Origin of the sequence: Mesorhizobium loti CJ3sym (genome assembly GCF_000472785.1) — a bacterium.
Lineage (GTDB): Bacteria > Pseudomonadota > Alphaproteobacteria > Rhizobiales > Rhizobiaceae > Mesorhizobium > Mesorhizobium loti_E.
Genome location: NZ_AXAL01000007.1, coordinates 129,946 through 154,502 on the forward strand (window position 1 = coordinate 129,946; position 24,557 = coordinate 154,502).

The 24,557-nt window shown below is 63.4% G+C and carries 20 protein-coding genes; 10 read left to right on the plus strand and 10 right to left on the minus strand.

Annotated elements, in window-relative coordinates:
* Positions 1 to 181: 181 nt before the first annotated feature.
* Positions 182 to 6,739: a kinesin gene (locus A3A9_RS41140; RefSeq protein ID WP_027058834.1), complete on the minus strand. Its 6,558-nt coding sequence runs from the start codon at positions 6,737 to 6,739 to the stop codon at positions 182 to 184.
* 272 nt (positions 6,740 to 7,011) lie between these two features.
* Between A3A9_RS41140 and A3A9_RS0110990 the strand changes: the two genes are divergently transcribed.
* The 3 genes from A3A9_RS0110990 (at position 7,012) to A3A9_RS0111000 (ending at position 9,066) form a co-directional block, all read left to right on the plus strand.
* Positions 7,012 to 7,380: an Hpt domain-containing protein gene (locus tag A3A9_RS0110990; protein WP_027058835.1), complete on the plus strand. Its 369-nt coding sequence runs from the start codon at positions 7,012 to 7,014 to the stop codon at positions 7,378 to 7,380.
* A gap of 99 nt (positions 7,381 to 7,479) precedes the next feature.
* Positions 7,480 to 7,800 carry a 2Fe-2S iron-sulfur cluster-binding protein gene (locus A3A9_RS0110995; RefSeq protein WP_027044661.1) on the plus strand — a complete coding sequence of 107 codons (321 nt, stop codon included), beginning with the start codon at positions 7,480 to 7,482 and terminating at the stop codon, positions 7,798 to 7,800.
* 234 nt (positions 7,801 to 8,034) lie between these two features.
* Complete coding sequence (locus A3A9_RS0111000) at positions 8,035 to 9,066, plus strand: NAD(P)/FAD-dependent oxidoreductase (RefSeq protein ID WP_027058836.1); 1,032 nt, start codon at positions 8,035 to 8,037, stop codon at positions 9,064 to 9,066.
* Between the two features lie 188 nt (positions 9,067 to 9,254).
* On the opposite strand, the gene A3A9_RS0111005 is transcribed toward A3A9_RS0111000, so the two are convergent.
* Together A3A9_RS0111005 and A3A9_RS0111010 are read right to left on the minus strand one after the other, a co-directional pair.
* Entirely contained in the window at positions 9,255 to 10,736 is a 1,482-nt protein-coding gene (locus tag A3A9_RS0111005) for an MDR family MFS transporter (protein WP_027058837.1), read from the minus strand.
* A 229-nt stretch (positions 10,737 to 10,965) separates the two neighbouring features.
* A complete protein-coding gene (locus A3A9_RS0111010) occupies positions 10,966 to 11,589 on the minus strand; it encodes a DUF922 domain-containing Zn-dependent protease (protein ID WP_027058838.1) in 624 nt (207 codons plus the stop codon).
* A 115-nt stretch (positions 11,590 to 11,704) separates the two neighbouring features.
* On the opposite strand from A3A9_RS0111010, the gene folP reads away from it, so the two are divergent.
* Genes folP through folK form a run of 3 tightly spaced genes read left to right on the plus strand, consistent with a single transcriptional unit; the run spans position 11,705 to position 13,427 of the window.
* Positions 11,705 to 12,568 carry a dihydropteroate synthase gene (gene folP, locus A3A9_RS38645; RefSeq protein WP_033838491.1) on the plus strand — a complete coding sequence of 288 codons (864 nt, stop codon included), beginning with the start codon at positions 11,705 to 11,707 and terminating at the stop codon, positions 12,566 to 12,568.
* A gap of 3 nt (positions 12,569 to 12,571) precedes the next feature.
* Positions 12,572 to 12,931: a dihydroneopterin aldolase gene (folB, locus tag A3A9_RS0111030; protein WP_027058841.1), complete on the plus strand. Its 360-nt coding sequence runs from the start codon at positions 12,572 to 12,574 to the stop codon at positions 12,929 to 12,931.
* Entirely contained in the window at positions 12,915 to 13,427 is a 513-nt protein-coding gene (folK, locus tag A3A9_RS0111035; RefSeq protein WP_027058842.1) for a 2-amino-4-hydroxy-6-hydroxymethyldihydropteridine diphosphokinase, read from the plus strand. The genes folB and folK overlap by 17 nt, the downstream gene beginning before the upstream one ends.
* A gap of 35 nt (positions 13,428 to 13,462) precedes the next feature.
* Here the strand turns inward: folK and A3A9_RS0111040 are convergent, their stop codons facing one another.
* Together A3A9_RS0111040 and A3A9_RS0111045 are read right to left on the minus strand one after the other, a co-directional pair.
* Positions 13,463 to 14,008: a DUF924 family protein gene (locus tag A3A9_RS0111040; RefSeq protein WP_027058843.1), complete on the minus strand. Its 546-nt coding sequence runs from the start codon at positions 14,006 to 14,008 to the stop codon at positions 13,463 to 13,465.
* 14 nt (positions 14,009 to 14,022) lie between these two features.
* Positions 14,023 to 15,858 carry a monovalent cation:proton antiporter-2 (CPA2) family protein gene (locus A3A9_RS0111045; protein ID WP_027058844.1) on the minus strand — a complete coding sequence of 612 codons (1,836 nt, stop codon included), beginning with the start codon at positions 15,856 to 15,858 and terminating at the stop codon, positions 14,023 to 14,025.
* Positions 15,859 to 16,019: 161 nt separating this feature from the next.
* Between A3A9_RS0111045 and A3A9_RS0111050 the strand changes: the two genes are divergently transcribed.
* The 3 genes from A3A9_RS0111050 to A3A9_RS0111060 all read left to right on the plus strand — a co-directional run bounded on the left by A3A9_RS0111050 (position 16,020) and on the right by A3A9_RS0111060 (position 18,725).
* On the plus strand, positions 16,020 to 17,009 hold the full coding sequence (locus A3A9_RS0111050; RefSeq protein WP_027058845.1) for an AraC family transcriptional regulator: 990 nt from the start codon (positions 16,020 to 16,022) through the stop codon (positions 17,007 to 17,009).
* Between the two features lie 60 nt (positions 17,010 to 17,069).
* On the plus strand, positions 17,070 to 18,278 hold the full coding sequence (locus A3A9_RS0111055; protein ID WP_027058846.1) for an MFS transporter: 1,209 nt from the start codon (positions 17,070 to 17,072) through the stop codon (positions 18,276 to 18,278).
* A gap of 180 nt (positions 18,279 to 18,458) precedes the next feature.
* Positions 18,459 to 18,725: a hypothetical protein gene (locus tag A3A9_RS0111060; RefSeq protein ID WP_027058847.1), complete on the plus strand. Its 267-nt coding sequence runs from the start codon at positions 18,459 to 18,461 to the stop codon at positions 18,723 to 18,725.
* An 86-nt stretch (positions 18,726 to 18,811) separates the two neighbouring features.
* Here A3A9_RS0111060 and A3A9_RS0111065 read toward each other — a convergent pair whose 3' ends face one another.
* From A3A9_RS0111065 to A3A9_RS0111080, 4 genes are all read right to left on the minus strand, one after another.
* On the minus strand, positions 18,812 to 19,363 hold the full coding sequence (locus A3A9_RS0111065; protein WP_027058848.1) for a hypothetical protein: 552 nt from the start codon (positions 19,361 to 19,363) through the stop codon (positions 18,812 to 18,814).
* A 123-nt stretch (positions 19,364 to 19,486) separates the two neighbouring features.
* Positions 19,487 to 20,572 carry a YcjF family protein gene (locus tag A3A9_RS0111070; RefSeq protein WP_027058849.1) on the minus strand — a complete coding sequence of 362 codons (1,086 nt, stop codon included), beginning with the start codon at positions 20,570 to 20,572 and terminating at the stop codon, positions 19,487 to 19,489.
* A complete protein-coding gene (locus tag A3A9_RS0111075) occupies positions 20,569 to 22,047 on the minus strand; it encodes a YcjX family protein (RefSeq protein WP_027058850.1) in 1,479 nt (492 codons plus the stop codon). Before A3A9_RS0111075 ends, A3A9_RS0111070 begins: the two co-directional genes overlap by 4 nt.
* Before the next feature lie 76 nt (positions 22,048 to 22,123).
* Positions 22,124 to 22,627, minus strand: a complete 504-nt coding sequence (locus tag A3A9_RS0111080) for a SixA phosphatase family protein (protein ID WP_027058851.1) — start codon at positions 22,625 to 22,627, stop codon at positions 22,124 to 22,126.
* Between the two features lie 306 nt (positions 22,628 to 22,933).
* Here A3A9_RS0111080 and dksA point away from each other — a divergent pair, with 306 nt between their 5' ends.
* A complete protein-coding gene (gene dksA / locus A3A9_RS0111085; RefSeq protein WP_006202025.1) occupies positions 22,934 to 23,350 on the plus strand; it encodes an RNA polymerase-binding protein DksA in 417 nt (138 codons plus the stop codon).
* Between the two features lie 135 nt (positions 23,351 to 23,485).
* On the opposite strand, the gene A3A9_RS0111090 is transcribed toward dksA, so the two are convergent.
* The gene (locus A3A9_RS0111090; protein WP_027058852.1) at positions 23,486 to 24,241 is read right to left on the minus strand and encodes a flagellar biosynthetic protein FliO; all 756 of its coding nucleotides are present in this window, start codon (positions 24,239 to 24,241) and stop codon (positions 23,486 to 23,488) included.
* Between the last annotated feature and the right edge of the window lie 316 nt (positions 24,242 to 24,557).

A 24,557-nucleotide genomic window follows, 5' to 3' on the forward strand; every position in this document is an offset into this window, starting at 1 on the left:
ACCCTTGGTATCGGGCTCAGGGCAGCGGTTTCGCCTGTAGCCTTCGTGCTGTCGGACTTTGGCTTCGGGATAGTTTCGAACGCATCCCGATCACACAAACCGCTGAGGGCAGCTCAGCACGGGCCGAAAGTCTGGGGGCAGGCACAGGCGGGGCGACGGCCCCGCCTGTTCAACTCCTGGCTTAGTGCAGACGGCCGCTGGCGTGGGCCAGCATGGTGTAAACCTTGCCGGTGTCCGAGGTCAGGTAGGTCTGCGCCATGACGTTGTCGCGGTCGTTGCGCGAGACATCCTTGAGCAACTTTTCGAAGTCGTCGCAGTAACGGTCGACGGCGGCGCGGAACTCGGCCTCGCCCTGATACTTGCGGCGGATCTCGTCGAACGTCTGCTGGCCCTTCAGCGTGTAGAGCCGGCGTGTGAACACGTCCCGCTCGCCGCGCCGATAGCGGTTCCACAACTCGATCGAAGCATCATGGTCGATGGCCCGCGCGATGTCGACGGAGAGCGAGTTCAGCGATTCCACGACATGCGCCGGCGAGCGCTGGGCAGGGGCCGCGCGCGGTGCTTCCGCGGGCGCCGAAGGTGCTGCGGGCCTCAGATCCGCATCGGTCGATGCCGCGGTCAGGAGGTCTCGCACCCAGCCGCCCTGTGGCGTGCGGGTGTTGGCGTCTGGACGCGGGCGCGGTGCCGCCTCGGCCGGACGCTCGAGGTCGAGCGTGCCGCGTAGTGCTGCGCCGCCCAGCGGCGCCTGTGGCGTGCGAAGCTCCGGCTGCGGTGCCGGCGCGCGACGTGGCGGCTCGGCGGGACGTGCTGCCGGAGCCTGCGGGGCCGGACGCAGGTTGCGCGGCTCCGAGGTGTCGCCACCGCGACCGGACTTCGCAACGATGTCCGAAAGCTCCTTCAGGGCGTTGATCTGCTCGGAGACAGCACGGCGGATGGCGGAGGTCGATTCCTTTGCCTCTTCCGGCATCTCGATGACGCCTTTCTTGAGCTCGGCGCGGGTGAGGTCGAGTTCGCTCTTGATCGAACCGGCGGTGCGCCGCATCTCCTCGGTCGCATCGGCGAAGCGCTTAGTCGCCGAATCGACGACGTCGGTGATGGCAATGCGGATCTTGTCAGCCGACTCCATCGTCTTGCCTTCGGCGTTCTGCAGCGTCTGGCCGACGAGGTTTTCGAACGAGCGCATGACCCTTTCGAGATCTTCCGACTTCTTGACCAGGCCGACGGCGAGGTCTTCGAGCGACGACTGCCTCTCCAGCGTGTGTTCGAGGTTGCTCTGGGCGGAGCTCAGCAGGTCCGAGGCGCTGGACAGCAAGCGGCTGTGCTCGTCGAACTTGGTGGCGATCGAGGCCACTTCGCGCAAGGTCGACGACGACAGTTCCGTCAGCCTTGTCGTGTTCGAATCGACCAGACGCGCCGAGCTAGCAAAGGTCTGCGCCGCCTTTTCGGTGGTGGCCGCGAAGCTCTGCGTGCTGCCGCTCAGACGTTCATCGACCTGGCCGAGATTGACCGCGGCCTGCTCGATCAGCTGACCGAGCTGCGAGCTCGACTTGGTCATGCGGCCGATGAGATCGGCAACGCTGTCGGACAGCGACGAGCGGGCGCCTTCGACCGCTGACAAGGTCTCGGCGGTGCGGTTGGCGAGCGCGTTGACGAGGGCTGCATTTTCGCTGCGCAGCTTCTCGGTGGCACGTTCGGTGACCTCTTCCATGCTCTTTTGCAGTTCCGAGCCACCCTGGGCGAAACGCTCGACCAGAGGCCGTGCGGTCTCGTCGAGGATCTTCGCCATTTCGGCCGACCGCGCCGCGAGCATGGTGTTGAGTTCGCGGGTGTTGGCGCCGATCGTCTTGGCGGCGTCGTTGGTGCTCTGGCCGATATGCTGGCCAACCGCGGTGAAGGTCTCGGCGATCACATTGGCGCGCGAAACCAGTTGCGCCTCGGCGGTCGAAACCTGCTCGTTGAGCCTCTGGCCCATCGCCTCGGTGGTGTAGGCGAGCCGGTTCTCGACGCTGGCGATCTGCTCCTCGACACGGGCGGCGGCAGCCGCGGCGCTCGATGCAAGACGCTCGTCGGCGCCGGCAAGTGCCTGCTCGATCTCGCGGGCATGCACAGCCATTTCCTGGCCCGTCTGGCGCGCACGGTCGGCGACCCTCTGCTCGGTGCTGGCGAAAGCACCGACGATGGTCTGTGCATGCTCGCCGATCGTCGAAGAGCTGTCGGCGATGCGCGAGACCAGACGCTGGTCGGCGTCGTCGAAGATGCGGCCGATTTCCGACGCACGGCTGGACAGCGCGTCCGAGCCTTCGGCGATGCGCGAGACCAATTGCTGGTCGGCGGCATCGAAGATGCGGCCGAGATCGGATGCACGGGCGGCCAGCGCCTCGGCGGATTCGCCGATGCGCATGCCGAGCCGCTGGTCGGCGCTTTCGAAGTTGCGCAGGATGTCACCGGCGCGGGCTGCCAGCGACTGCGCGGTTTCCACAGCACGGGCAACCAGTTTCTGGTCGGCCGCGTCGAACGTGCCGGCGATCTCGCTTGCACGGGCAGCAAGCTGATCGGCGGTGTCCTGGGCACGGGCGGCGAGCTTCTGGTCCGCCAAGTCGAAGGTGCCGGCGATCTCGCCGGCGCGTGCGGCCAGCTGATCGGCGGTTTCGTGGGCACGGGCCAGCAGCGTGCTGGAGGTGTCGTCCGCACGGGCAAGCAAGGCGTTCGAGGTATCTTCCGCACGGGCGTGGAGGCGACGATCGGCCTCCTCGAAGGTGCGGGCGATGTCTTCGGCCCGCGCCAGAAGGGCGGCGGACGTCTGTTCGGCGCGCTCGGCGATCTTTCGATCGGCGTCACTGAAGGCTGCACCGGCCTGCTCATGCAGCGTGCTGGTGACTTCCAGGACCTTTTCGCGCAACGCGCCGGCAACGAAGACCGCGCTCTTCTCGAGCACGCTACGAACATTGTCGACGCCGGTCGAGAGCGCGCGTTCCATTGTTCCGGAGCGTTCCTCGATGATGCCGGTCTGACGGCTGAATGCCTGCTCGATCTTCTCCACATCGGCGGCGATAGCGGCAGAAATGTCGGTGCTCCTGGCGGCGATCTGGTCGATATGGCCCGACAGCGAGCGGTCGACGTCCTTGCGGGTGTCGGCGAGCTTGACGAGATCGTCTTCCAGCGCACGGCTCAGCATGTTGCGGCCTTCGGTCAGTTTGCCGACATGACCGGCGATGATGCCGTCGATATCGCCGCGGCTTTCGGTCAGCTTCTGCAGGTCCGCTTCAAGCGCGCGCTTGAGAATGTCGCGGCCTTCGGCGAGCTTCTCGACCTGGCCGGCGACCAGACCATCGATGCTGGAGCGGCTTTCGGCCAGCTTGGCCAGATCCGCTTCGAGGGCGCGCTTGAGAACGTCGCGCCCTTCAGCCAGTTTCTCCACTTGGCCGGCGACCAGACCGTCGATGCTCGAACGGCTTTCGGCCAGCTTGGCAAGATCGTCCTCGAGCGCCTTCGATAGCGTCGAACGATCCTGAACGAGCCTTTCCGCATGGCTATTTACCAGGCCGCTGACACCTTCAAGGTCGGCTTCCAGAGCGCGCGCGAACTGTGCGCGGTCATCGACAAGCTTCTGTGACTGGTCGGCAACCGTGCCTCTGATCGTGTTGAGGTCGGCTTCCAGCGCGCGCTTGAGGATATCTCGGCCTTCGGCAAGCTTCTCGACCTGACCTGAAACCAGCCCGTCGATACCCGAGCGGCTCTCCGCCAGTTTGGCGAGATCGTCTTCCAACGCCTTGGAAAGTGCCGAACGATCCTGGACGAGCCTTTCGGCGTGGTTGTTCACCAGTCCGCTGACGTTTCCGAGGTCGACTTCCAATGCTTTCGACAGGGTCGAGCGGTCCTGAACGATCCGTTCGGAGTGGCTGTTGACGAGGCTATTGACGCTTTCAAGATCCGCTTCGAGCGCCCGGGCGAACTGAGCGCGGTCGTCGACCAGCTTCTGCGACTGGTCGGCAACGGTGTTCTTGATCGTGCTGAGGTCGGCTTCCAGGGCACGCCGCAGGATGTCGCGGCCTTCCGACAGCTTTTCGACCTGACCAGCGACCAAGCCGTCGATGCTGGAGCGACTGTCGGCCAGCTTGGCGAGGTCGTCCTCGAGAGCCTTCGACAAGGTAGAACGATCCTGGACCAGCCTGTTCATATGGTCGGCGATGACGCTGTTCACATTCTGCAGGTCGGCTTCCAGGACCCGCGAAAGCTGTCCGCGATCCTCCGCCAGCCTTTCCGACTGGCTCGATATGACAGTCTTGATTGTGTTGAGGTCGGATTCCAGCGCGCGCTTGAGGATGTCGCGGCCCTCTGCCAGCTTCTCGACCTGGCCGGCGACGAGGCCGTCGATGCTCGAGCGGCTTTCGGCCAGCTTGGCAAGGTCGGCTTCGAGCGTCTGCGACAGCAGGCTGCGGTCGCTGACAAGCCTGCCCGAATGATCGTCGAGAAGGCCCCTGATGCCCGAGAGGTCGTTCTCGAGAGAACGGCCGAGCTGGGTGCGGTCTTCCGCAATCTTTGCCGAATGGGTCTCGATCAGGCTCTTGATGCCGACAATGTCGTTTTCCAGAGCCTTGGCGAGCACCGCACGGCCTTCGGCGATCTTCTCGACCTGGCCGGCGACCAGACCATCGATGCTGGCGCGGCTGTCGGACAGTTTGCCGAGGTCTGCTTCCAGGGCGCGCGACAGGATGTTGCGGCCTTCGGCCAATTTTCCTACATGGCCTGCGACCATTTCATCAATGATCGTACGGGCTTGAACGAGTTTCCCGGAGTCTTCATTGAGAGCCAGCGAGAGCCGGTTGCGGCCTTCCTCCAGCCTTTCGAGATGGCTGCCGAGCGACGCATCGATGGCAGCGCGCGATTCGTTGACCTTGCGCAGATCCTCTTCGAGGGCACGCGCGATCAGGGTGCGGCCTTCGGCCAGCTTCTGCACCTGGTTGGTTACCGCGGCATCGATGCCGGCGCGGCCCTCGGCGAACTTCGCCAGGTCCGCCTGCATGGCGGACGCCATGCGCTCGCGGCTTTCGGACAGCTTGCGGCTGTGGTTTTCGACGGCTTCCTCGATGCCGACGCGGGCGTCGGCAAGCCGCTGGATATCGCTGTCGAAGGAACGCGAGACGACATGACGCGCCGCTTCCATGCGGCCGGCGAAGTCGCTGGCGCGGGCTTCGAGCATGCTCGAAGTCGAGGTGACGATGTCGGCCATATCGGCGCCGATCTGGGTCTTGCCCTGATCGATCATCGCGGAAAGCGTATCCTTGCTCTCGGCGAAGGTGTGGGCGATCTCGCGGGCGCGCTCGACCAGCGTCTCGTTGATCTGGCGGGCGCGGGCCTCGAGAGCGGCGTTGAGCTTCTGCGTGCCGGTGTCCAGCGCTTCGGCGCGGGTCTGGAATTCGCTGATCAGCGCCTGGCCGCGTTCGGCCAGCGTGCGCTCGATGCCGTTGAGGCTGGCTTCGAACTCCGAATTGAGGGTGCGCGCGGCGCCGCCAAGCAGCGACACCATGCCGGTGGTGCGATCGTCGAGCAGATCGGTCAGCGACCGGGTCAAGCCGTCCGTCGTATCCGTCAGTTTGGCAATGCGCGTGTCGAGCAGGCTGGCGAAGGCCTCACCAGAGGTCGACAGCCGGTCGGTGATGTTGTCGAGGCGGCCTTCCACCGAATCGAAGATCGACATCGAGCTTTCATTGATGCGGTCGATCAACGTGTCGCCGGAATTGGTGATCGTCATCGACAGCTTGGTCGATGCGTTGAGGATCGAGTCGCGGATGATGTCGCTGGCAGCGCCGATTTCATCCCGAAGCGTCTCATGCGCCCCCGAAATCGAGGCGCGGACCCGCTCGGCATGGGTGACGACCGCCTCGCGCTCGCTGCCGAGCCCGTCAACGAGCGAACGGATACGGGTTTCGTTTTCCGAATAGGAGCGCTCGATCTGGTTGACTTCGCTGTGGACCAGCGTTTCCAGTTCCACGGCGCGGGCAAGCGTGCGTTCGATGCCTTCGCCCATGGCCGCCACCTCGCGGCGAACGGCCTGGCCGATCATCATGACGCGATCCTGCGCCATGTTTTCCGGCTCGGTCAGACGGAAAGCCACCTCGGTCATCGACTGCGCGGCAATGCGCATGTCCTGGGCGCGGCGAATCATGGCCGCGAAGGCCCAGAACAGGATGACGGGTACGATCGCCGCGATCGCGAGGCCAATCAGCTCGGGACGGGCAAGGAGCTGGTCAAGCGTGCGGATCCGCCAGATGGTCGGTCCAAACAAAAGGTTGGCCAGCCCGCCGGCGCCCGCGATCCAGGCGAGCGAGACAAAGGCAATAATCCAGTAGACGGTGTTGGAGGCACGCCTGTTTAGGCTGTGCAGGAGCGTCTTGTAGTCCTTCTGGCGATCGTCGTTGGCCGGCGCGAAACCTGCTGGCTGGGTGGCATTGCGTGTTTCAACGGGGCGCAGCTCGGCGGGCTTGGCCTTTGGGGCGGATTTCACGGCCTGATTGGTGATAGGGGCCTGATTGGCGGCGGGCGCCGGCTTCTGGCTGCGTCCCTCGCGTGCCAGCTCGTCGGCGGCCTGCGATATCTGTGCTTCCAGATCTTCCATCGAAGCCGCGATGTCGAGGTCACCGCTGCCGGCATCGCTGCTGAGGTCGAGATCGAGCGCTTTTTCCAGTTCCCTGGCCACGTCGCTGTCGAGAGTTCTCGTCGTCGTTGGTTTCTTTGCCATGCCTTCGCTACCCTGTACTAGCTGCCGCGGGCTTATAATTGTCTTTGTCGTACCCCCGCGCAGGAGGCTGAAAATGGACCCTCGTATCGTAATGACACAGGGGGGTAAAGAAAACATGCATTCCGCGAGATACGTAAAACTTTAAATATAAGGTTAACGGAAGCGTGATTTGGACGCCGCTTTCGCAACATTTTTCCAGGCCATTCATTAACCCGTTGTCCACTGGATTCGCCTAGTTTTTCAGGCGATCGAAGAAAATGGAGTTCGAGTTCATGCGTGGCGAAAGCGGCATTGCCTTTTCAATGCCCGGGGGCGACGTATCGGGAACGAGGCAGTCCCGACCAGTCGATTTGGCACATCTTGCCCGACAGACGATGGGTGACCGAGCTCTTGAGCAAGAGGTGCTGGCGCTGTTTGTACAGCAGGCACTGTCGGTGCGCGACAAAATAGTCGATGCCGGCATCAAGGACCGACTGGTGCTGGCGCATGGGCTGAAGGGGTCGGCTCGCGGTGTGGGCGCCTTCGCCATCGCCGATTGCGCCACCGAGATCGAGCTGCGGCCGGAGGACAGCCAGACGCTCAGGCGGCTTGGCAAGCTGATCGACGAGGTGCGCGATTTCATCGCCGCCATCAATCGCTAGGCCGGTTTGCGGAAAAACGTCACGGAGCGGCGCTTTCGCGCGACAGTTGACTTGTCAGCCGGAGTGATTATCTCGGCGGTAACTCCCTTCAGGTGACAAATGACCAAGCTGACCTTCATCGCCCATGACGGCACACATTTCGACATGGATGCCGAAAACGGCTCGACGGTGATGGAGAATGCCATCCGCAACGCCGTGCCGGGCATCGAGGCGGAGTGCGGTGGCGCCTGCGCCTGCGCAACCTGCCACGTCTATGTCGATGAGGCATGGACGGCGGAAGTCGGCGAGCCGGAAGCGATGGAGGAGGACATGCTGGACTTCGCCTACGACGTCCAGCCGAATTCGCGGCTGTCCTGCCAGATCAAGGTGCGCGACGCGCTCGACGGGCTGGTGGTGCGGGTGCCGGAGCGCCAGGGCTAAGGCGTATTGATGTTCAGGTGATGCCGGCCTGCAAACGGCGGCTCCCTGCGCTTCCGGTGCTCACGTACGAAAAGTACGCTCCGCTCCGGTTCTCGGGATCCACCGTTTTCGGCTCGGCCTGACCTGAATCGCAACACGCCTTTGGCCCAAGTTTCAATTTCTTTGACACTCGCTGCTTGGCAGCGGGCCAGTGGTCATGCAGTCTCACGCCAATCCAGCAGCGAGGCACAGCGCATGACCGGGACCATCAGCACAGACGTCCTCATTGTCGGGGCAGGGCCGGTCGGCCTGTTCGCGGTCTTCGAACTCGGCCTGTTCGACATGAAGTGCCACCTGATCGACATCCTCGACAAGCCCGGCGGCCAATGCGCGGAACTCTATCCGGAGAAGCCGATCTACGACATTCCCGGCTGGCCTTCGATCTCGGCGCAGGGGCTGGTCGACAAATTGCTCGAGCAGATCGCGCCGTTCAAGCCTGACTTCACCTACAACCGCATGGTTTCGAGCCTGGAGAAGCTTGAGGACGGCAGCTTTCGCGTCATCACAGACGAGAACGAGGTGTTCGAAGCCAAGGTGGTGGTGATCGCCGCCGGTGGTGGCTCGTTCCAGCCGAAGCGCCCGCCGATCCCGGGCATCGAGCCCTATGAGGGCAAGAGCGTCTTTTATTCGGTGCGCCGAATGGAGGATTTTCGCGGTCACGACCTCGTCATTGTCGGCGGCGGCGACTCGGCGCTTGACTGGACGCTGAACCTGCAGCCGGTGGTAAAGAGCGTGACGCTGGTCCATCGACGGCCCGAATTCCGCGCCGCACCCGACAGCGTCAACAAGATGTATGCCATGCAGGAGATGAAGCAACTGGAGTTCAGGGTCGGCCAGGTGACCGGGCTCACTGGGGCCGATGGGCAGCTGTCATCAGCCACCATCAAGGGGGGGCCGGATGGCGATATCGAAGTGCCATGCACGCGCATGCTGCCCTTCTTCGGCTTGACCATGAAGCTCGGGCCGATCGCGGAATGGGGGCTCAATCTTCATGAGAACCTGATCCCGGTCGATACCGAGAAGTTCCAGACATCGGTGCCCGGGATCTTCGCGGTCGGCGACATCAATTGGTACCCGGGCAAGCTGAAGCTGATCCTGTCGGGCTTCCACGAGGTGGCGCTGATGGCGCAGGCCGCCAAGCGCGTCATCAGCCCCGGCGAACGTATCGTCTTTCAGTACACGACCTCGTCGACCAGCCTGCAGAAGAAGCTCGGCGTTTCGGGTTAGGATACGTTGATATTCAGGTGATGCCGGCCTGCGAACGATGGTTTCCTGCGCTTCCCCGTTCTACTGCGTCGCAGTAGAACTGTGCTCATGTACGAAAAGTACGCTCCGCTCGTCGCAAGGGGCGACCCCGGAACCCAGCGTTCTCGCCTCGGCCTGACCTGAATCTCAACATACCCTAAATTAGGCCCTTACTCCGCCAGGATCGGCGCCGGATTGTCGACATGGCCGCGAAGCTCTTTCTCGGGCATCAGCGTCAGCGTGATGAGCCCCAGCACTAAAGTCGCGGCCGCGACGAGAAAGATCATCACGAAGGGTTGGACCGATGCGACATGTCCAGCCACCTGCACGCCTTCGCCGGCCAATGGCAACCCATAGCCCAGGGCGACGGCGCCGAGTATCGCGACACCCAATGCACTGCCCAGCGAACGCAGGAAGGTCAGCACGCCCGTCGCCACGCCAAGGTGTATGCGATCGACAGCGTTCTGCACGGAGACGGTGGTTACCGGGAATGTCGTGCCGGTTCCCAGTCCGATACAGATGGTCAGGACTTCGACGACAATCAGCGATGCATGGCCGGCAACAAAGGCCAGCAGGCCCATGCACGCCGAGGCGAAGATGACGCCGGTCATCGCGATGCGCTTGTAGTGGGTGAAGCGGGGTATCAGGCGGCCGCTGGAAGCGGCCCCGCCAACGGTTCCAAGCAGAAGGCCAAGCATTGCGATGCCGGACTGGCTGGCCGTCAGGCCAAGTATCGACTGGAGATAGACAGGCAGGTAGACGGCAACGCCGACGCTGGAGGCCTGGAACAGGAACATTGACAGAGTGCCGGCGAGCACGATCGGATTGCCCAGCACCTCGAGCGAGATGAGCGGTTCGGCGGCTCGCATGAGGCGCAAGGCGAAGGCGCTCCAGAAAACAGCGGAGCAGGCCAGGACGCCGATGACTTCCGGAGAGATCCAGGGATAGGCGCTGCCACCCCAGTTCAGTGCCAGCAGCAGCAGGGCCGTGGCCACGATGAGAAGCAACGCGCCAAGACCATCGATGCTGTGGTTCTTGGCGGCGATCGGCAGTTTCTTGAGTGGCTTGTTGATGATTGCCATCGCAACGAAACCCAGCGGGATGTTGATCCAGAAGATCAGCGACCAGTGCAGATGTTGCGCGAAAGTGCCGCCCAGCAGCGGCCCGGCGACGCTGGCGACGGCCCACGTACCGGAGAACCAAGCCGCGTAGCGCGCGCGCTCGCGCGGCGGAACAAGGTCTCCGACCACGGTCTGCGTCAGTGCGAAAAGGCCGCCGCCACCGGCACCCTGGATGGCGCGTCCGAGGACCAGGACGAACATGTTGGGAGCCAGTGCGCTAACCAGCGATCCGAGGAGAAAGATAAGGATTGCCGCATAGACGGTCGGCCGGCGGCCATAGACATCGGAAATCTTGCCGTAGAGGGGCGCAACGGCAGTTGCCGTCAGAAGGTAGCCGGTAACGATCCACGGCAGGTATTCGGCATGGCCGAGCGATCGCCCGATAGTCGGCATAGCGGGCGCGACGATGGTCTGATCGAGCGCGGCCAGCAGCATCGATAGCAGCACGCCGCCGATGATGGCGTTCTTCTCGCGTTCGGTCAGTGGCGTTGCGGCAGCCGCGATGGTCTGCTTATCGACAGCCTGGTCCATAGTCTTGTCCGTGTGTTTGCGCGCTACGCGTTCACCGATTGGGCTTGCCTGGTGCATCCGCGGCGCGATCGATCGTGGTGCTCGTGCTTCGAGGGTTGTGTCCTGCCAACCCCGTGATATGTCGTTCCGTATAAGCCGATTTCGACCCCTGCTCGAAAATTTTTCGAAGCTGGCACTACGCTTCGGCCCGCTTGGCTTGCGTCGGCGCCATTGAGTGCGCCGACGAAATTCAGGCCGGTGGCGGCAGCTGGCCGTTCTCGATGCGCTCGATGCGATAGCGCATGAGCCGCAGGATACGGCTTTCGAAATTGACGCTTTCGACGCGGTCGAACTGCACCTGGGCGCGGTCGTGCCTGGCGAGGACGGCGGCGGTGATCTCGGCCGCCTTGGCCTTGGCCGCATCGCAATCCTTCTGCGGATAGGCCGCCTTCAGCGCGTCTTCCAGTTCGCGGGCGTGGTTCTTGGCTATCTCGACATGGCGTTCTTCGTGGCGCTTGATGTCGGCCGCCAGCGTGTCCCAGAACAGCTTCACTTCGGGGTCCGCCTTGCGTGGTCGGCGCCATTCCGGAAGGATGACCTTGACCTTGACGGTCACGGCCGCGTCGGCGATCCGGCAGGAACTGGCCTGCCTTGCGTAGCTGATACGGGTGGTGAAGGCCATCTGGGTGGCCCCGGGGTGGCGCGAGCCCGTGCTTTTGACCTGGGGTCCGTGTGTGGAGAGCTGCTTCTCGATCTCGTCGAGCGTGCTGCCGCCGATGGAAAAATAGCTGTATGTTTTCACGAGATTGGCTGCGCCAGCCGGTACGGCGGTTACGGCAAGCAGCAGCACGCAGAGCAGGGATCGTTTCATCATATTGCCTCTTCGACCACCTTGCTTTACGGCCGTTGCCGGCGCAACGGAATTGATCCTTTGCGGATCACACATCGTTGATGAGCCCTTGGTTGATGAGCCCCATGGTTGATGAACAATGACGGCGAGGCGATGGCAGCTGGCGCATGGACGCCATCTCGACCTTGGCGGCAAGGCCGTGATCGTCGGCATCCTCAACGTCACCCCCGACAGTTTTTCCGACGGCGGCCTGTTTGATGCTCCCGAAGCGGCGCTGGCCCAGGCGCGTCGCATGATCGGGGAGGGGGCCCGGATTATCGATGTCGGTGGAGAATCGACCCGGCCCGGTGCCGCCGCGGTGTCGGCCAGCGAGGAACAGGCGCGTATCCTGCCCCTGATCGAGGCGCTGGCGAAGGCCGGCGAGGTGCTGATTTCCGTAGACACCTATCGCGCCGAAACCGCGCGGCTTGCGGTGGCGGCCGGCGCCCATATCGTCAACGATGTCTGGGGCCTGCAGCGCGAGCCCGATATCGCGGATATCGCGGCCGAAACCGGTGCAGGGCTGATCATCATGCATACCGGGCGGGATCGCGAGAAACTGCCCGACGTGATCGCCGACCAGTTTGTTTTTCTGGAGAAATCGCTAGAGATCGCCCGTCACAGTGGCGTTGCGGACGACCACATCGTGCTTGACCCCGGATTTGGCTTTGCCAAGGAGACGGCGCAGGAGAATCTCGACTTGATGGCGCGGTTTTCCGAGCTTCATGCGCTCGGTTTTCCATTGATGGCCGGCACTTCGCGAAAACGCTTCATTGGCACCGTCACCGGTCGCGAGGCGGCCGATCGTGCTGCCGGGACGGCGGCAACCAGCGTCATTCTCAGGCTCAAGGGCGCGCATCTGTTTCGCGTCCATGATGTCGCAATCAACGTGGACGCGCTGGCCGTGGCGGATGCTATGCTGGCGCGGGAAACCGTCAGGTCGGACCACAGATCGGAACGCTGAGCCATGTATGTCATCCGCATGAAGAACTGCGCCTTCTTTGCCCGGCACGGCGTGCTCGATGAGGAGGAGGCGCTTGGTCAGCGCTTTTATGTCGACGCTGAGCTCACCGTGGAACCCGGTCGCGCGCTCGTCGATGACGCCATCGGGGAAACCGTCAACTACGGTATTGCCTTCACGGTGATCGAGAAGATCATCACCGGGCAGCGGCGCTTCCTGATCGAAGCGTTGGCACTGGAAGTGGCAAAGGCGCTGACCGCACGCTTTCCGCAGATACGCAAGGCCGAGATCACCGTGCGCAAGCCGAACGCACCGGTGCCCGGTGTGCTCGATTATGTCGAGGTGACCGTTGTCTGGCCAGAATAACACCGTCTACCTCAGTCTTGGCGGCAATCTGGGCGATCCTGCGGCCTCCATGGCCGCATCGCTGCGCATTCTCGATGCCGATACGGACACGCGCGTCATCGCCGTTTCTTCGCTCTACCGCACGCCGCCCTGGGGCAAGCTCGACCAGCCGGATTTTCTGAACGCCGCCGCCGAATTGTCGACGCGGCTCCCGCCGCGGGCGCTGCTCGACCTCTGCCTCGATGCGGAGCGCAAGCTGAAGCGGGTGCGCGAGGAGCGCTGGGGGCCGCGCCTGATCGACATCGACATTCTGGTGTTCGGCGACCAGATCATTCACGAGACCGGGCTGGAAGTGCCGCATCCCCGCATGCTGGAACGCGCCTTCGTGCTGGCGCCGCTGGCCGAGATCGCGCCGGATCTTGCCGTCGGCGGACGAAGTGTGTCGGAGCGCCTGGCTGTGGTCGATACATCAGGGATCGAGCGTCTGGCATCCGGCCGGGATTGGTGGCTGAGCTGAGCTTTCCTTTGGGCGGCTGCCGGCCGTCGTAGCGGTCAGCCGGAGAACCCGCCGCCGTCGAGAAACGCCTGCTCCTGCGGTATCGTCTCGCGGCCAAGTATCTTGTTGCGGTGCGGAAACCTGCCGAAGCGCTGGATGATGTCGCGATGCTCCAGCGCGTATTTCAGGTTGAATTCGGCCTTGGCGGTGTGCAGTTCGACCGAAGTGTCCTGGTCGGCAAGGTTTTCCGCATGTTCAAACGGCAAATAGAGGAAGACGCGGACTTCCGGTTCCAGCGCCAGATCATGCCCTGCCGTGATCGCCTTTTGAGCGAAATGCTTTGCCAGGGAATCGGTGGCGTACATGTGGCCGGTGCCGCGAAAGCAATTGCGCGGAAACTGGTCGAGCAGGATCATCAGCGCCAGCGATCCTTCGGCGTGCTCCGACCAGTCGTCGCATTCCCGCCGCGCGGCGGCGTAGTGCAGGTCGAGAAAGCGGTCGCGAAAACCGCCATCGAAAGCCTCGTTCTTCTCGAACCATGCATCCTCGCCGGCGTCACGCCAGAATTTGGTAACCGACAGAGCCCTGCTGTCCAATTCCATGCCTGGTTCCCTGTTCAGTCGGTCGTTTCGGATTTGTGCAGAACGCCGGCCGTCTCCTCGTTGAGGGCTCGACCGGGGCGGCGCGGCGTGGAGAGCGGTGTCGGGATTGGCGTGCCGATATTGCCCCGCAAGAAGCGTTGGCCGGCGCGAATGCCTTCGGCGAGCTGGGTTTCGAAACGGTCAGTATCCCGGCGCCTGACGTCTTCGATCGTTTCAGCGACGTCCTCAGGATCAACGCCAAGCGATTCCAGCGCCGAGCCGCCGAAAACCAGTGCCGATTCGAAGGTCTCGCGCAGCTGGAAGTCGACGCCGGCACGAATGAGCTGCAGCGCCGTGCCGCGATCGAAGGCGCGCGCCAGCACGGTAAGCAAGGGAAACTCAGCCTTGACGAGCTCGGCGATGCGAACGGCGGCATCGGCCTTGTCGACGCAGATCAACACTGCGCGCGCCTGGCCAGCGCCGGCGGCGCGCAGGATGTCGAGCCGTGTGCCATCGCCATAATAGACCTTGAAGCCGAAATCGGCCGCCGCCTGGATCATTTCGACATCATTGTCGATGATAGACACGTCGATGCCGCGCAGCAGCAGCGGCTGGCTGGCGATCTGGCCGAAGCGGCCGAAGCCGATGACCAGCACGCTGCCGGTCAGGCCGTCGGCGACATCGACGCCGTCGAGCGACTGCTCGTCGCGCGGCGTGATATAGCGCAAGGCGATGATCGCCAGCGGCGTCAGCACCATGGAGATGATGACGATTGCCGTCAGCGTTGCGTTGGCGTTGCCGTCGATGATGCCGACCGCTGCGGCCGCTGAATAGAGGACGAAGGCGAATTCGCCGCCTTGCGCCATGAAGACCGCGCGCTCCAGTGCTTCGCGATGGCCGGTCTTGAGGATGCGGGCGACGATGTAGATGCCGAACGCCTTCATCACCATGTAGGCGACGACATAGATCGCAATCAGCCTCCAGTTCGCGGCCACCACATGCAGGTCGAGCGACATGCCGACCGCCAGGAAGAACAGGCCGAGCAGGATGCCGCGGAACGGCTCGATGTCGGCCTCGAGCTGATGGCGGAAGGTCGATTCGGACAGGAGCACGCCGGCCAGGAAGGCGCCCATCGCCATCGACAGGCCGCTGAGCTGCATGGCGAGTGCCGATCCGAGCACGACCAGAAGTGCCGCGGCCGTCATCACCTCGCGGGCACGGGCATCCGCCAAAATGCGGAAGAAGGGGTTGAGCAGGTAGCGTCCGGCCAGCACCAGTCCGACGATCGCGGCAATGCCGATGCCGACCTCGGTCAACCGTTCCGACAGGCTGGTGTCGGCACCGCCGGGCGCCAGGAACGCGATGAGGGCCAGCAGCGGCACGATGGCCAGGTCTTCCAGCAGCAGGATGGAAACGATGCGCTGGCCTTTCGGCGAGGCGATCTCGCCGCGTTCCTCGAGAAGCTGCATGACGATCGCCGTCGAGGTCAGCACGAAACCGGCCCCGGCGACGAAGGATTGCGAGACGGGGAAGCCTCCGGCCACACCGACACCGGTCAACAGAACCGCGCAGACGCCTACTTGCAGCGCACCGAGCCCAAAGATCTCCCGGCGCAGGCCCCAAAGCCGCGACGGCTGCATTTCAAGCCCGATGATAAACAGGAACATGACGACGCCGAGTTCGGCGACATGGAGGATGGCCCCCGATTCGGAAAAGACGCCGATGCCGAACGGGCCGATCACGACGCCGGCGGCCAGATAGCCCAGGATCGAACCGAGACCCATGCGTTTGAAGATGGGAACGGCGATGACCCCCGCGGCAAGCAGCGCCACCACCTGAATGAGATCGCTGCCCGATGCTTCCGCTGCCATGCCTCTTGTCCCTATGTCCGACAGCAACTCCTTGCATGCAGTTGGAGCGGGAGGCAAGGGCGGGGAGCCTGCCAGCACGGGTAGGGTGCCGTTGAAGCGTTTCCCTGGTGGAGCAACGGTCTCCGCTTGCTCGCCGGACGATTGGTGTCTATATCGAGGGAATGACTGACCATTCGTCCCGGCCGTCTCCGCCGTCCCATATCCCGATGGACGCACTCAGCGAGGTTCTGCAGGACTTTCGCTTGAGTGGCGTCAACTATGGCCGCTGCGAGCTCCGACACCCATGGAGCATCGCCTTTCCGCAACAACCGCTGCTTCGTTTTCACTTTGTTGGCCAGGGTCCGTGCTGGATCCATACAGAAGCGCAGGGATGGCAGGAGTTGCGCGACGGCGATCTGGTGCTGTTGCCGCAAGGCATCGCCCATCGGCTGGCGAGTGCCCCGGACGTTGCAGGCGACTCGCTCGAGGGTTGCCAGGTGATCAAGTTGGGCGGCAATTTCTGCGAGGTGGTGCGGGAAGGAACGGGCGCGACGAGCACGCTTTTCTGCGGCTCCATGGCCCTGGGGTCTTGTGCGCTTAACCCATTGATCACGTTGATGCCGCCTATCATCAAGGGTTGCGACGTGGCCGGCAATGACCCGATTGTCGGCCCTCTGCTGGCGGCCATGACGGCGGAGGCCGCTCAACCGCAGATGGGCAGCGCCACGATTCTGTCGCGTATGGCGGACTTGCTGACGGCCCGGCTCATCCGCTGCTGGGTCAATTGCAATGGAGCTTCGACCACCGGTTGGCTTGCAGCCATCCGCGACCCCCATATTGGCCGAGCTCTGGCAGCCATGCACAGAGACCCCGGCCATAACTGGACGCTCGAAAGCCTCGCCGGCCTGGCAGGCCAATCGCGCTCGATTTTCGCGGAGCGCTTCAGCGCTGTATTGGGGGAGGGCGCGGCCCGCTATCTCGCCCGTTTGCGCATGCAGCTTGCCCGTGAGTTGTTGGGCCAAAACGGCTTGTCGGTGGCCCAGGTCGCTACCCGCCTGGGCTATGATTCCGAGGCATCCTTCGCTCGCGCGTTCAAGCGCATCACCAATGTCTCGCCGGGCGTTGTGCGCCGCACAATTCCCGGACGAATAGACATGAATTTCGGATTTTAAGGTACATATAATCCGACCGGACTCGCCTATCTAAGATCTCCAAACTTTGGAGATACTCCCGTGACTGACACAACATTACAGCTTGAAGACGCCGCGATCGGCCTTGATGCCGACGCCCCAGCCGCGTGGAGCGCGGCCACCTGGTTCGCGGTCATTTCATTGGCCGCCACCAGCTTTGCCCTGGTGTCAGCCGAATTCCTGCCGGCAGGCCTGTTAACGCCAATGGCGCGCGATCTCGGCATCAGCGAGGGAACGGCCGGACAGGTCGTCACCGCCACGGCTTCCGTCGGCGCCGTGACGGCCATGTTGAGCAACGTTCTCATCGGCCGACTGAACCGCAAGACGGTGCTGATTGGCCTCATGGCCCTGGCAGTCGGTTCCAATATTCTTGCGGCGCTGGCGCCCAATTTCTGGCTGTTGTTGCTGGGCCGGGCCGGGTTGGGCATCGCGCTCAGCGCTTTCTGGGCACTTTCAGTTGCCGTCGTGGCGAGGCTGGTTGGCGCCAATGCGACAGGTCGCGGCATGGCTATCGTCACCCTCGGCGTCTCGCTCGCCACCATTGCCGCACCGTCGATGGGCGCGTTGATCAGTGACTGGATAGGCTGGCGCAGTGCCATGGCCATGACAGCGGGGTTGGCTTTGCTTGCCATGCTGCTGCAGTTGCTTAGCCTGCCGACCTTGCCCGCAGCGGCAAGCAATAGTCTTGCAGACGTATTTCGGCTGACACGGCGGCGTGGCATTCAACTCGGCATGCTTGCTATTGTTTTGCTGATGACGGGGCATTTTGCCGGCTCGGTCTATGTGCGCCCCTTCCTCGAACATGTGACGCTCCTTACAACCGGACCAATTGCCCTGGCGCTGCTCGGCTTTGGCATCGCCGCGGTGATCGGCAATATTGCCGGTGGCCGCATGGCCGACGCCAACATCCACATGGCTCTCGTGGTTACCGCCGCATTGATGGCGTTCGCGGCGCTGGCATTGGTGCTTTGGGGCGTGCACATTGGCGTTGCCTTTGGCTTCGCCACGCTGTGGGGTTTCGCCTTCGGCATGGCGCCGGTGGTGCTGCCGACCAATATGTCGCGCGCGGCGCCTGATGCGCTGGAAGCAGCAGGCAGCCTGATGGTCACCTCCTTCCAGGTTGCCATCACCATCGGCGCGGTTGTCGGCGGTTATGTCGTGGACAGCTATGGCCCTACAGCGCCTTTGACTGTGACCGCTATCCTTGCCGCGTCGACAGCCGCCTTGGCGCTGTTACAGCCACGCAGCTGAACTTTGCTGCCGCTGACACAGTAGCCTAAATCCGGCCGCCGGCGATGTTGCAGGCGCGTTACACAAGTTTACGCCGGGCGTGCGTTGCTTGTTGCCACAATCGAAGGCTAAGGACGTTCGGCTTCGGCCATTGGAGGGTGAGCGGCGATCAAGTCGCGCCCTTTTGAGGAGATGACTGACATGAAGAAGTTTTTGCTTGTTGCCGTCGGCCTGGCGGTGCTTGCCGGTTCAGCCTGTTCGAAGGCGCCGGAATGCACGACCGAGATCGCGACCAAGAAGGCGCAGGACATGGCTTCCGCGCTGCAGGAAGCGATCACCAAGGATCCGTCCAAGGCGGCCGACCTGACCGCCAAGGTCCAGGCCGTGACAACCAAGTATCAGGGCTCCACGACCCTGGCCGACGCGTGCAAGGCCTATGACGAAGTGACGGCAGCGATCAAGGGCTGACGCCTGATTCGACTGTTCAAGGAGGCGGTGGCGATGGGCCGCCGCCTCTTTTTTTGGGGTGTATCTGACGGTAGCGCGATACGGGCTCAGTTCGGCGCGATGGAGCCGACTTCGACCGCGTCGACGCGCTTTAGGCTCATGCCGATCACCGGCACCAACTGGTCCTGCACGCGCACGGCAATCGTCACGGTCATCGAATTGTCGTCGGGAATGCGGGCCTGCATGACGCCGCGCAGCTGGTTGCGGTTGATGGTGAAGATGACCTTGCGGGCATCGACGACATTGCCGCCGATGATATCGAGGCCGGAGCCGGCCGCCCCCCCCATGAAGGAGCCCTTGTAGTCGCGGCCCTTGCGCTCGATCGTGGCCGACATCGGCTGGGTGAACACACCGACCCGGCAGCCGCCGTCGAGCGTCATACCCATCTTGCCGTCGGGCGTGGAGCCGGTGAAAGAGCAGTTGAATTTCGTGCCCTTGTACTTGCCGGCGACGATTTCGCCCGGGCCAACCCATTTGCCTTCGGCCGATTGGAAGAACTGCTTGTCCGCCTCTGCAGCGGAAGCCCCCGAGGCGATACCGACGACTGCTGTGATCGCGACGGCCAGGGGCAGGACGCTGGACAGAATTACGCTTTTCATCGACGACACCCGGCAACAAAGTGGCTGTTTGGAACCGGTTTGACCATGAAGAAGATTGGTTAATGCTTCGTCACTGCGGGGCCTCGAAACCGCAATCCGCTCATCGCTAGGAAGAACAGAACGCTATTTGCCGGAGCCCGCTGTTTCGGTGTCTTTCTTTGTGGCGAACGATGTCAATGCCGAGAGGAAATCGCCCAGTCCCGGGCGCTTCGCGGCGCTGAAGGGCAGGGGACGCGCCGTCTCCATCGCCGCGATGCCGATGCGCGCCGTCATCATACCGTTAACAACCCCTTCGCCAAGTTTTGCCGACAGGCGCGCCGCCAGGCCATGGCCGACAATCTGCTGGACAAAACTGTCGCCGACGGCGATCGAACCGGTAACCGCCAGATGCGCCAGCACGCTGCGCGCCAGGCGGAAGAAACCCAGCGTTCCCGGGCGTCCACCATAGAGTTCCGAGAGCCGGCGAATGAGGCGCCCGGCCTCGAACACGACATAGGCGACATCGACGAGCGCACGCGGACTGACTGCCGTCACCAGCGAGACGCGTTTGGCGGCCTCGAGAATCATCACCCTTGCCCTGGCGTCCAGAGGGCCGAGAATTTCCGCTTCGGCCAGACGCACCAGATTGCCGCCGTCGATGATTTCGCCGCGCAGTTCGGCCAGCGCGCGCCGGCCGGCCGCGGTTTCTGGCTTGGCCGCAACGAAGGCCGAAAGCTCGTCGACCACCGATCGCGCCGCCTTGGGGTCGTCGCGCGCGATGGCATCGAGTGCCCGCTTCTGCAGTTTTTCGACTTCGGCGAGGCGCGCGATCGCCAGGAACTCGCGGATCAGGATCACCAGAAGCGCCAGAACGGCGATTGCTGCCATGCCGGCGGCCAGCCAGCCCAGCCATTCGGCCCTGGCGAATAGATCGCGTATCAGCTGGTCGGTCCACAGACCGACAGCCAGCGAAACCAGCACGCCGATCGCGCCAAAGAAAAGGCTGCCGAACAGCGAGCGTTTTCTGGGTGCGATCGCCGGCGGCGGCTCGGCCGCAACGATGTCTGGCTCGTCGAACACGTCGACCTCGGCCGGTATGACCAGCGCGACGTCCGTCTTAAGCGCCCGAGGTTTGCGCGAAAGCTCGGCTTGGCGCGCCTCTGGCGCCCCTTGTTTCGGCGCGGCTTCCGGCTCGATGCGGAATGCCGCCGGCTTGCGGGGAGCGGTCATGCCAGATGGTCTCCGATCAGGAACTGCACGGCACGGTCGAGCCTGATATGCGGCAACGACAATGTGACGCCTTCGGCCGTGCGTTCGAGTTTTGGCGGGCGGAACCGGACGAAGCGGATTGCAGGGTCCGTGGAATCTTGCCTGTGGTCGGGTCCCGAGACGTCGAACACTGCATCAATCTTCTCCGGTAAGTCACCGGGAAATATGGCGGTTTCCGCCTTTCCATAAAATGTTTCGCCGTTGATCTTCTCGCCGGCGATCGGCGTGCCGATGATGACCGGCAACGTCTCGCGGCCCTGCTTGACCGTGCCTTCGCGGGTGGCGCGCACCGCCGCCATTGCGACCACATCGACATCGGCGCCGGTGAAGTTTGCTCGCGCCACGGCGCGGTCGGCCAGTCGCCGTACGATCGCCTGCAACCGGTCATGGCTTTCATGGTGCAGGTGATCGGCCTTGGTCGCGGCGACCAGGATGCGGTCGATGCGCCGCGAGAAGAGGTCGGTGAGGAAGCTGCCCCGCCCGGGACGGAAACAGCTGAGGATCTCGGTCACCGCGCGCTCGAGGTCGGCCATGGCGCCGGGGCCGGCGTTCAGCGCTTGCATGGCGTCAATCAGCACGATCTGGCGGTCGAGGCGGGTGATGTGTTCTCGGAAGAAGGGCTTCACGACGTGCGTCTTGTAGGCCTCATAGCGCCTCTCCATCATGGCGTGCAGCGAGCCCGGGCGTGGACGCCTGTCGCCAAGGCCGGCCAGCGGCGCGAAGGTCAGCGCGGGCGAGCCTTCGAGATCGCCAGGCATCAGGAAGCGGCCGGGCGGCAAGGTCGAAAGCGCCCGCTCGTCGAGCTTGCAGGCCTTGAGATAGGCAGCGAAGCTTTCGGCCAGGCGCCGTGCCGTCATCTCGTCGGCGCCGGCATTCGGGTCGATTTCCGCGGAGATCGCTCGCCACGCCTGCGAAAGATCCTCGCGCACCGGCAGAGCAGCCATCTCGATGGCCTCGCGTGAAAAGTCCGTGAAGGATTTGCCGAGCAGGGGCAAGTCGAGCAGCCACTCGCCGGGGTAATCGACGATGTCGACCGAGAGTTTGCCTGAAGAGAACATGCGGCTCCAGCCGGAAGCCGATTCATATTCGATGGTCAGCCGCAGTTCCGAAATGGCGCGCGTCGAATCGGGCCAGACACGGTCGTTGACCAATGCGGCGATGTGGTCCTCGTACTGGAAGCGCGGCACGGCGTCGTCGGGCTGTTCTTCGAGGAAGGCGCGCGCGATGCGCCCGGATTTCTGCGCCTCGAACAAAGGAAGGCGCCCGCCATGGATCAGATTGTGGACCAAGGAGGAGATGAACACCGTCTTGCCGGCGCGCGAAAGCCCTGTAACGCCCAACCGCAGCGACGGAGAAAAAAGCCCCGTGGCGCGTCCCGACAGCGTATCGAGGGCAATCCTTGCCTCGTCGGTGAAGGTGGTCAGCGATGATGCCAAAATGTGATCTCTCAGGGCTTGCGTCCGCCCGATATAGGCTCTGCAACCCGGCTTTGAAATGGCTCGGGAAGCGCTATCAAAGATCAGCCGGTGTCAGGAACGCTTCGAGATACCCCGCTTCCTGGGTCGCTTTCGCCAGATCGTCCAGGAAACGCACGACCGCCAGGCCCGAGGTCGGGAACCCATGATTGAGCATGGCCCGCGCCGCCTCGTCGCCGTCGCCCGAGACCGCCATGGCAAGATCCTCCGTCATCGGGTTGTGGCCGATGACCAGCAGGGAACCAAGCCCGCCGTGGTCCCGGATGAGGCGGAGATAGCCAGCCGCATCTTCGCTGTAGAGTGTGTCGAAAAACAAGACCTTGCCGGTGTCGGTCTGGCCGGCCAGGCCTTCAAGAGTTTCCCTGGCGCGCTTGGCATTGGAGCACAGCGTCAGGTCCGGGACATAGCCACGCGAGCGCATGGCAGATCCCATCACCTCGGCATCGGCACGGCCGGATGCGTCGAGCGGGCGATCGAAATCTCGCATGCCGGGCAGCGCCCAGCCGGCCTTGGCGTGCCGCAACAGATAGAGCCTGCTCACCCAACCTCCAACGCTATCGAAGCCGAAGCCACACCGCGATTAGCCACGAGAAGGGCGTTGCGCACAATGGTCGTGTTCCCCTGTGTTCCCCTGTGTTCCCCTGTGTTCCCCTGTGCAATGAATCAGGCAGGAGACGGCGTGGCAAAGGGTTGACGCCCTTTCGCCATCGAATCAGCTGCATCTCGCGCCGACGCGGGTTGCTGGGGGCGCTTTAACAATTGCGTGAGTCGGTGGCCGATTGCGCTTGTGCAGGCGTCGGGTGGCGAATATATAGGCCCGAAATTTGGGGCAGTTTGGGTGAGTCGAATGAACGACATCGTTACCGCCGATTACGTACCCTCCGAAGACGAGCCGTTCATGAACGAACGGCAGAAATCCTACTTCCGCCTGAAGCTCGTCACTTGGAAAAACGACATATTGCGCGAAGCGCGCGAAACTCTCGAAATCCTGCAGCAGGAAAACGCCAACCACCCCGATCTTGCCGACCGTGCTTCTTCGGAAACCGACCGCGCCATTGAACTCAGGGCCCGCGACCGTCAGCGAAAGCTCATTTCAAAGATCGATTCGGCGCTGCAGCGCATCGATGAAGGCACTTACGGCTATTGCGAGGAAACCGGTGAGCCGATCGCATTGAAGCGGCTCGATGCGCGCCCGATCGCCACCTTGTCGATCGAAGCGCAGGAACGCCACGAGCGCCGCGAAAAAGTCTATCGCGACGACTGAGCGCACAACGAAGTTGATACTAAGAATGGCCGGGTTTCCCGGCCATTTTTGTTGGTGAGTGATCCACCGCAGTAGCGAGACGTACTCGAAACCTTGGCAGGTCTCGCCGGCTGTCCGGGCGGGTTCAGGCGCCAATCATCTCTTCTGGCTTGAAAGTTCGCCGAGCAGCCTGGTCATTTCATCGTCGAGCGACGGCGGCGCCTTGGCGACCGGTTTGCCCACCGGGCCACCGGAGCGGGGTTGGTCGAGCGAAATTTCGAGGTCCTTCATCAGCGTATCATCGATGCTGTCCTGCCTCGGCGGCGGCGGCGCGTGCCTGACGGCATTGGCGTTGGCGGAGCCATAGGCAGGCAGCGGCGTGACATTGGTCGACTGATAGGTCTGCGCCACCGGTTTTGGTGCGGGCACCGGGGCCGGCGGTGGCGCTGCCGGGCGCGGGCGGGCAGGCGGCGTTGCCGCCGTCACCGGCTGCGGCAGCGGTGCGGGTCGTGCCGGAGCGGGAGCCGGCTGAGGCGGCCGGGGTTTGGCCGCCGGGGCAGCGGTGGCCTGGACAGGCTGCAGGCCGCCATCTCCGGTCAGCGCCGGACGGCGCGGCGCGGCAAGACGTATGTCGCGCTCGACGACGACGTCGGTCGGGCCGCCGATCAGGAGCAGATGTTCGATGTCGTCGCGGCGCACCAACACCAGCCGGCGATGACTATCGACAGCAGTGGCGTCCATGACGGCGAGCCGCGTCTTGCGGTTCCGGCCACCGGCGACAAACGTGCCGAAGGTCAGGTTGCGCACGAGCCTGATGATGACGAGCACGATGACCAGCAGGATCAGCGCCGCGAAGGTCCACAGGAGTGCTGCCGCATAACCAGGGCCCGCCACGCTATCCAGCCACTGCATTGGTTTCCCCTGATCGGTTTTGGAAAGTGAGGCGACACTAGACCGTTGGGACTGGCTACCGCAAGTTGCCTTCACGCATCGTGAACAGCTTGAAACACCGGCAAGGCTGGCCGGCATCATTTTTATCCGACATTTGCCGCCCGGGCCTTTTCGGGACCAGGAGAATGTGATTCAACCGGCTAAAGCGCGTCGCGCTGAAGCCGATTCATGCGACGCGCTCTAGGTCCCTGTTTTCATGCATGTCGTTTTCCCAAAATCGAAGTCATTTTTGGGCGACATGCATTAGGGGCGGGTGTCGGAACATCGGACTTCACGA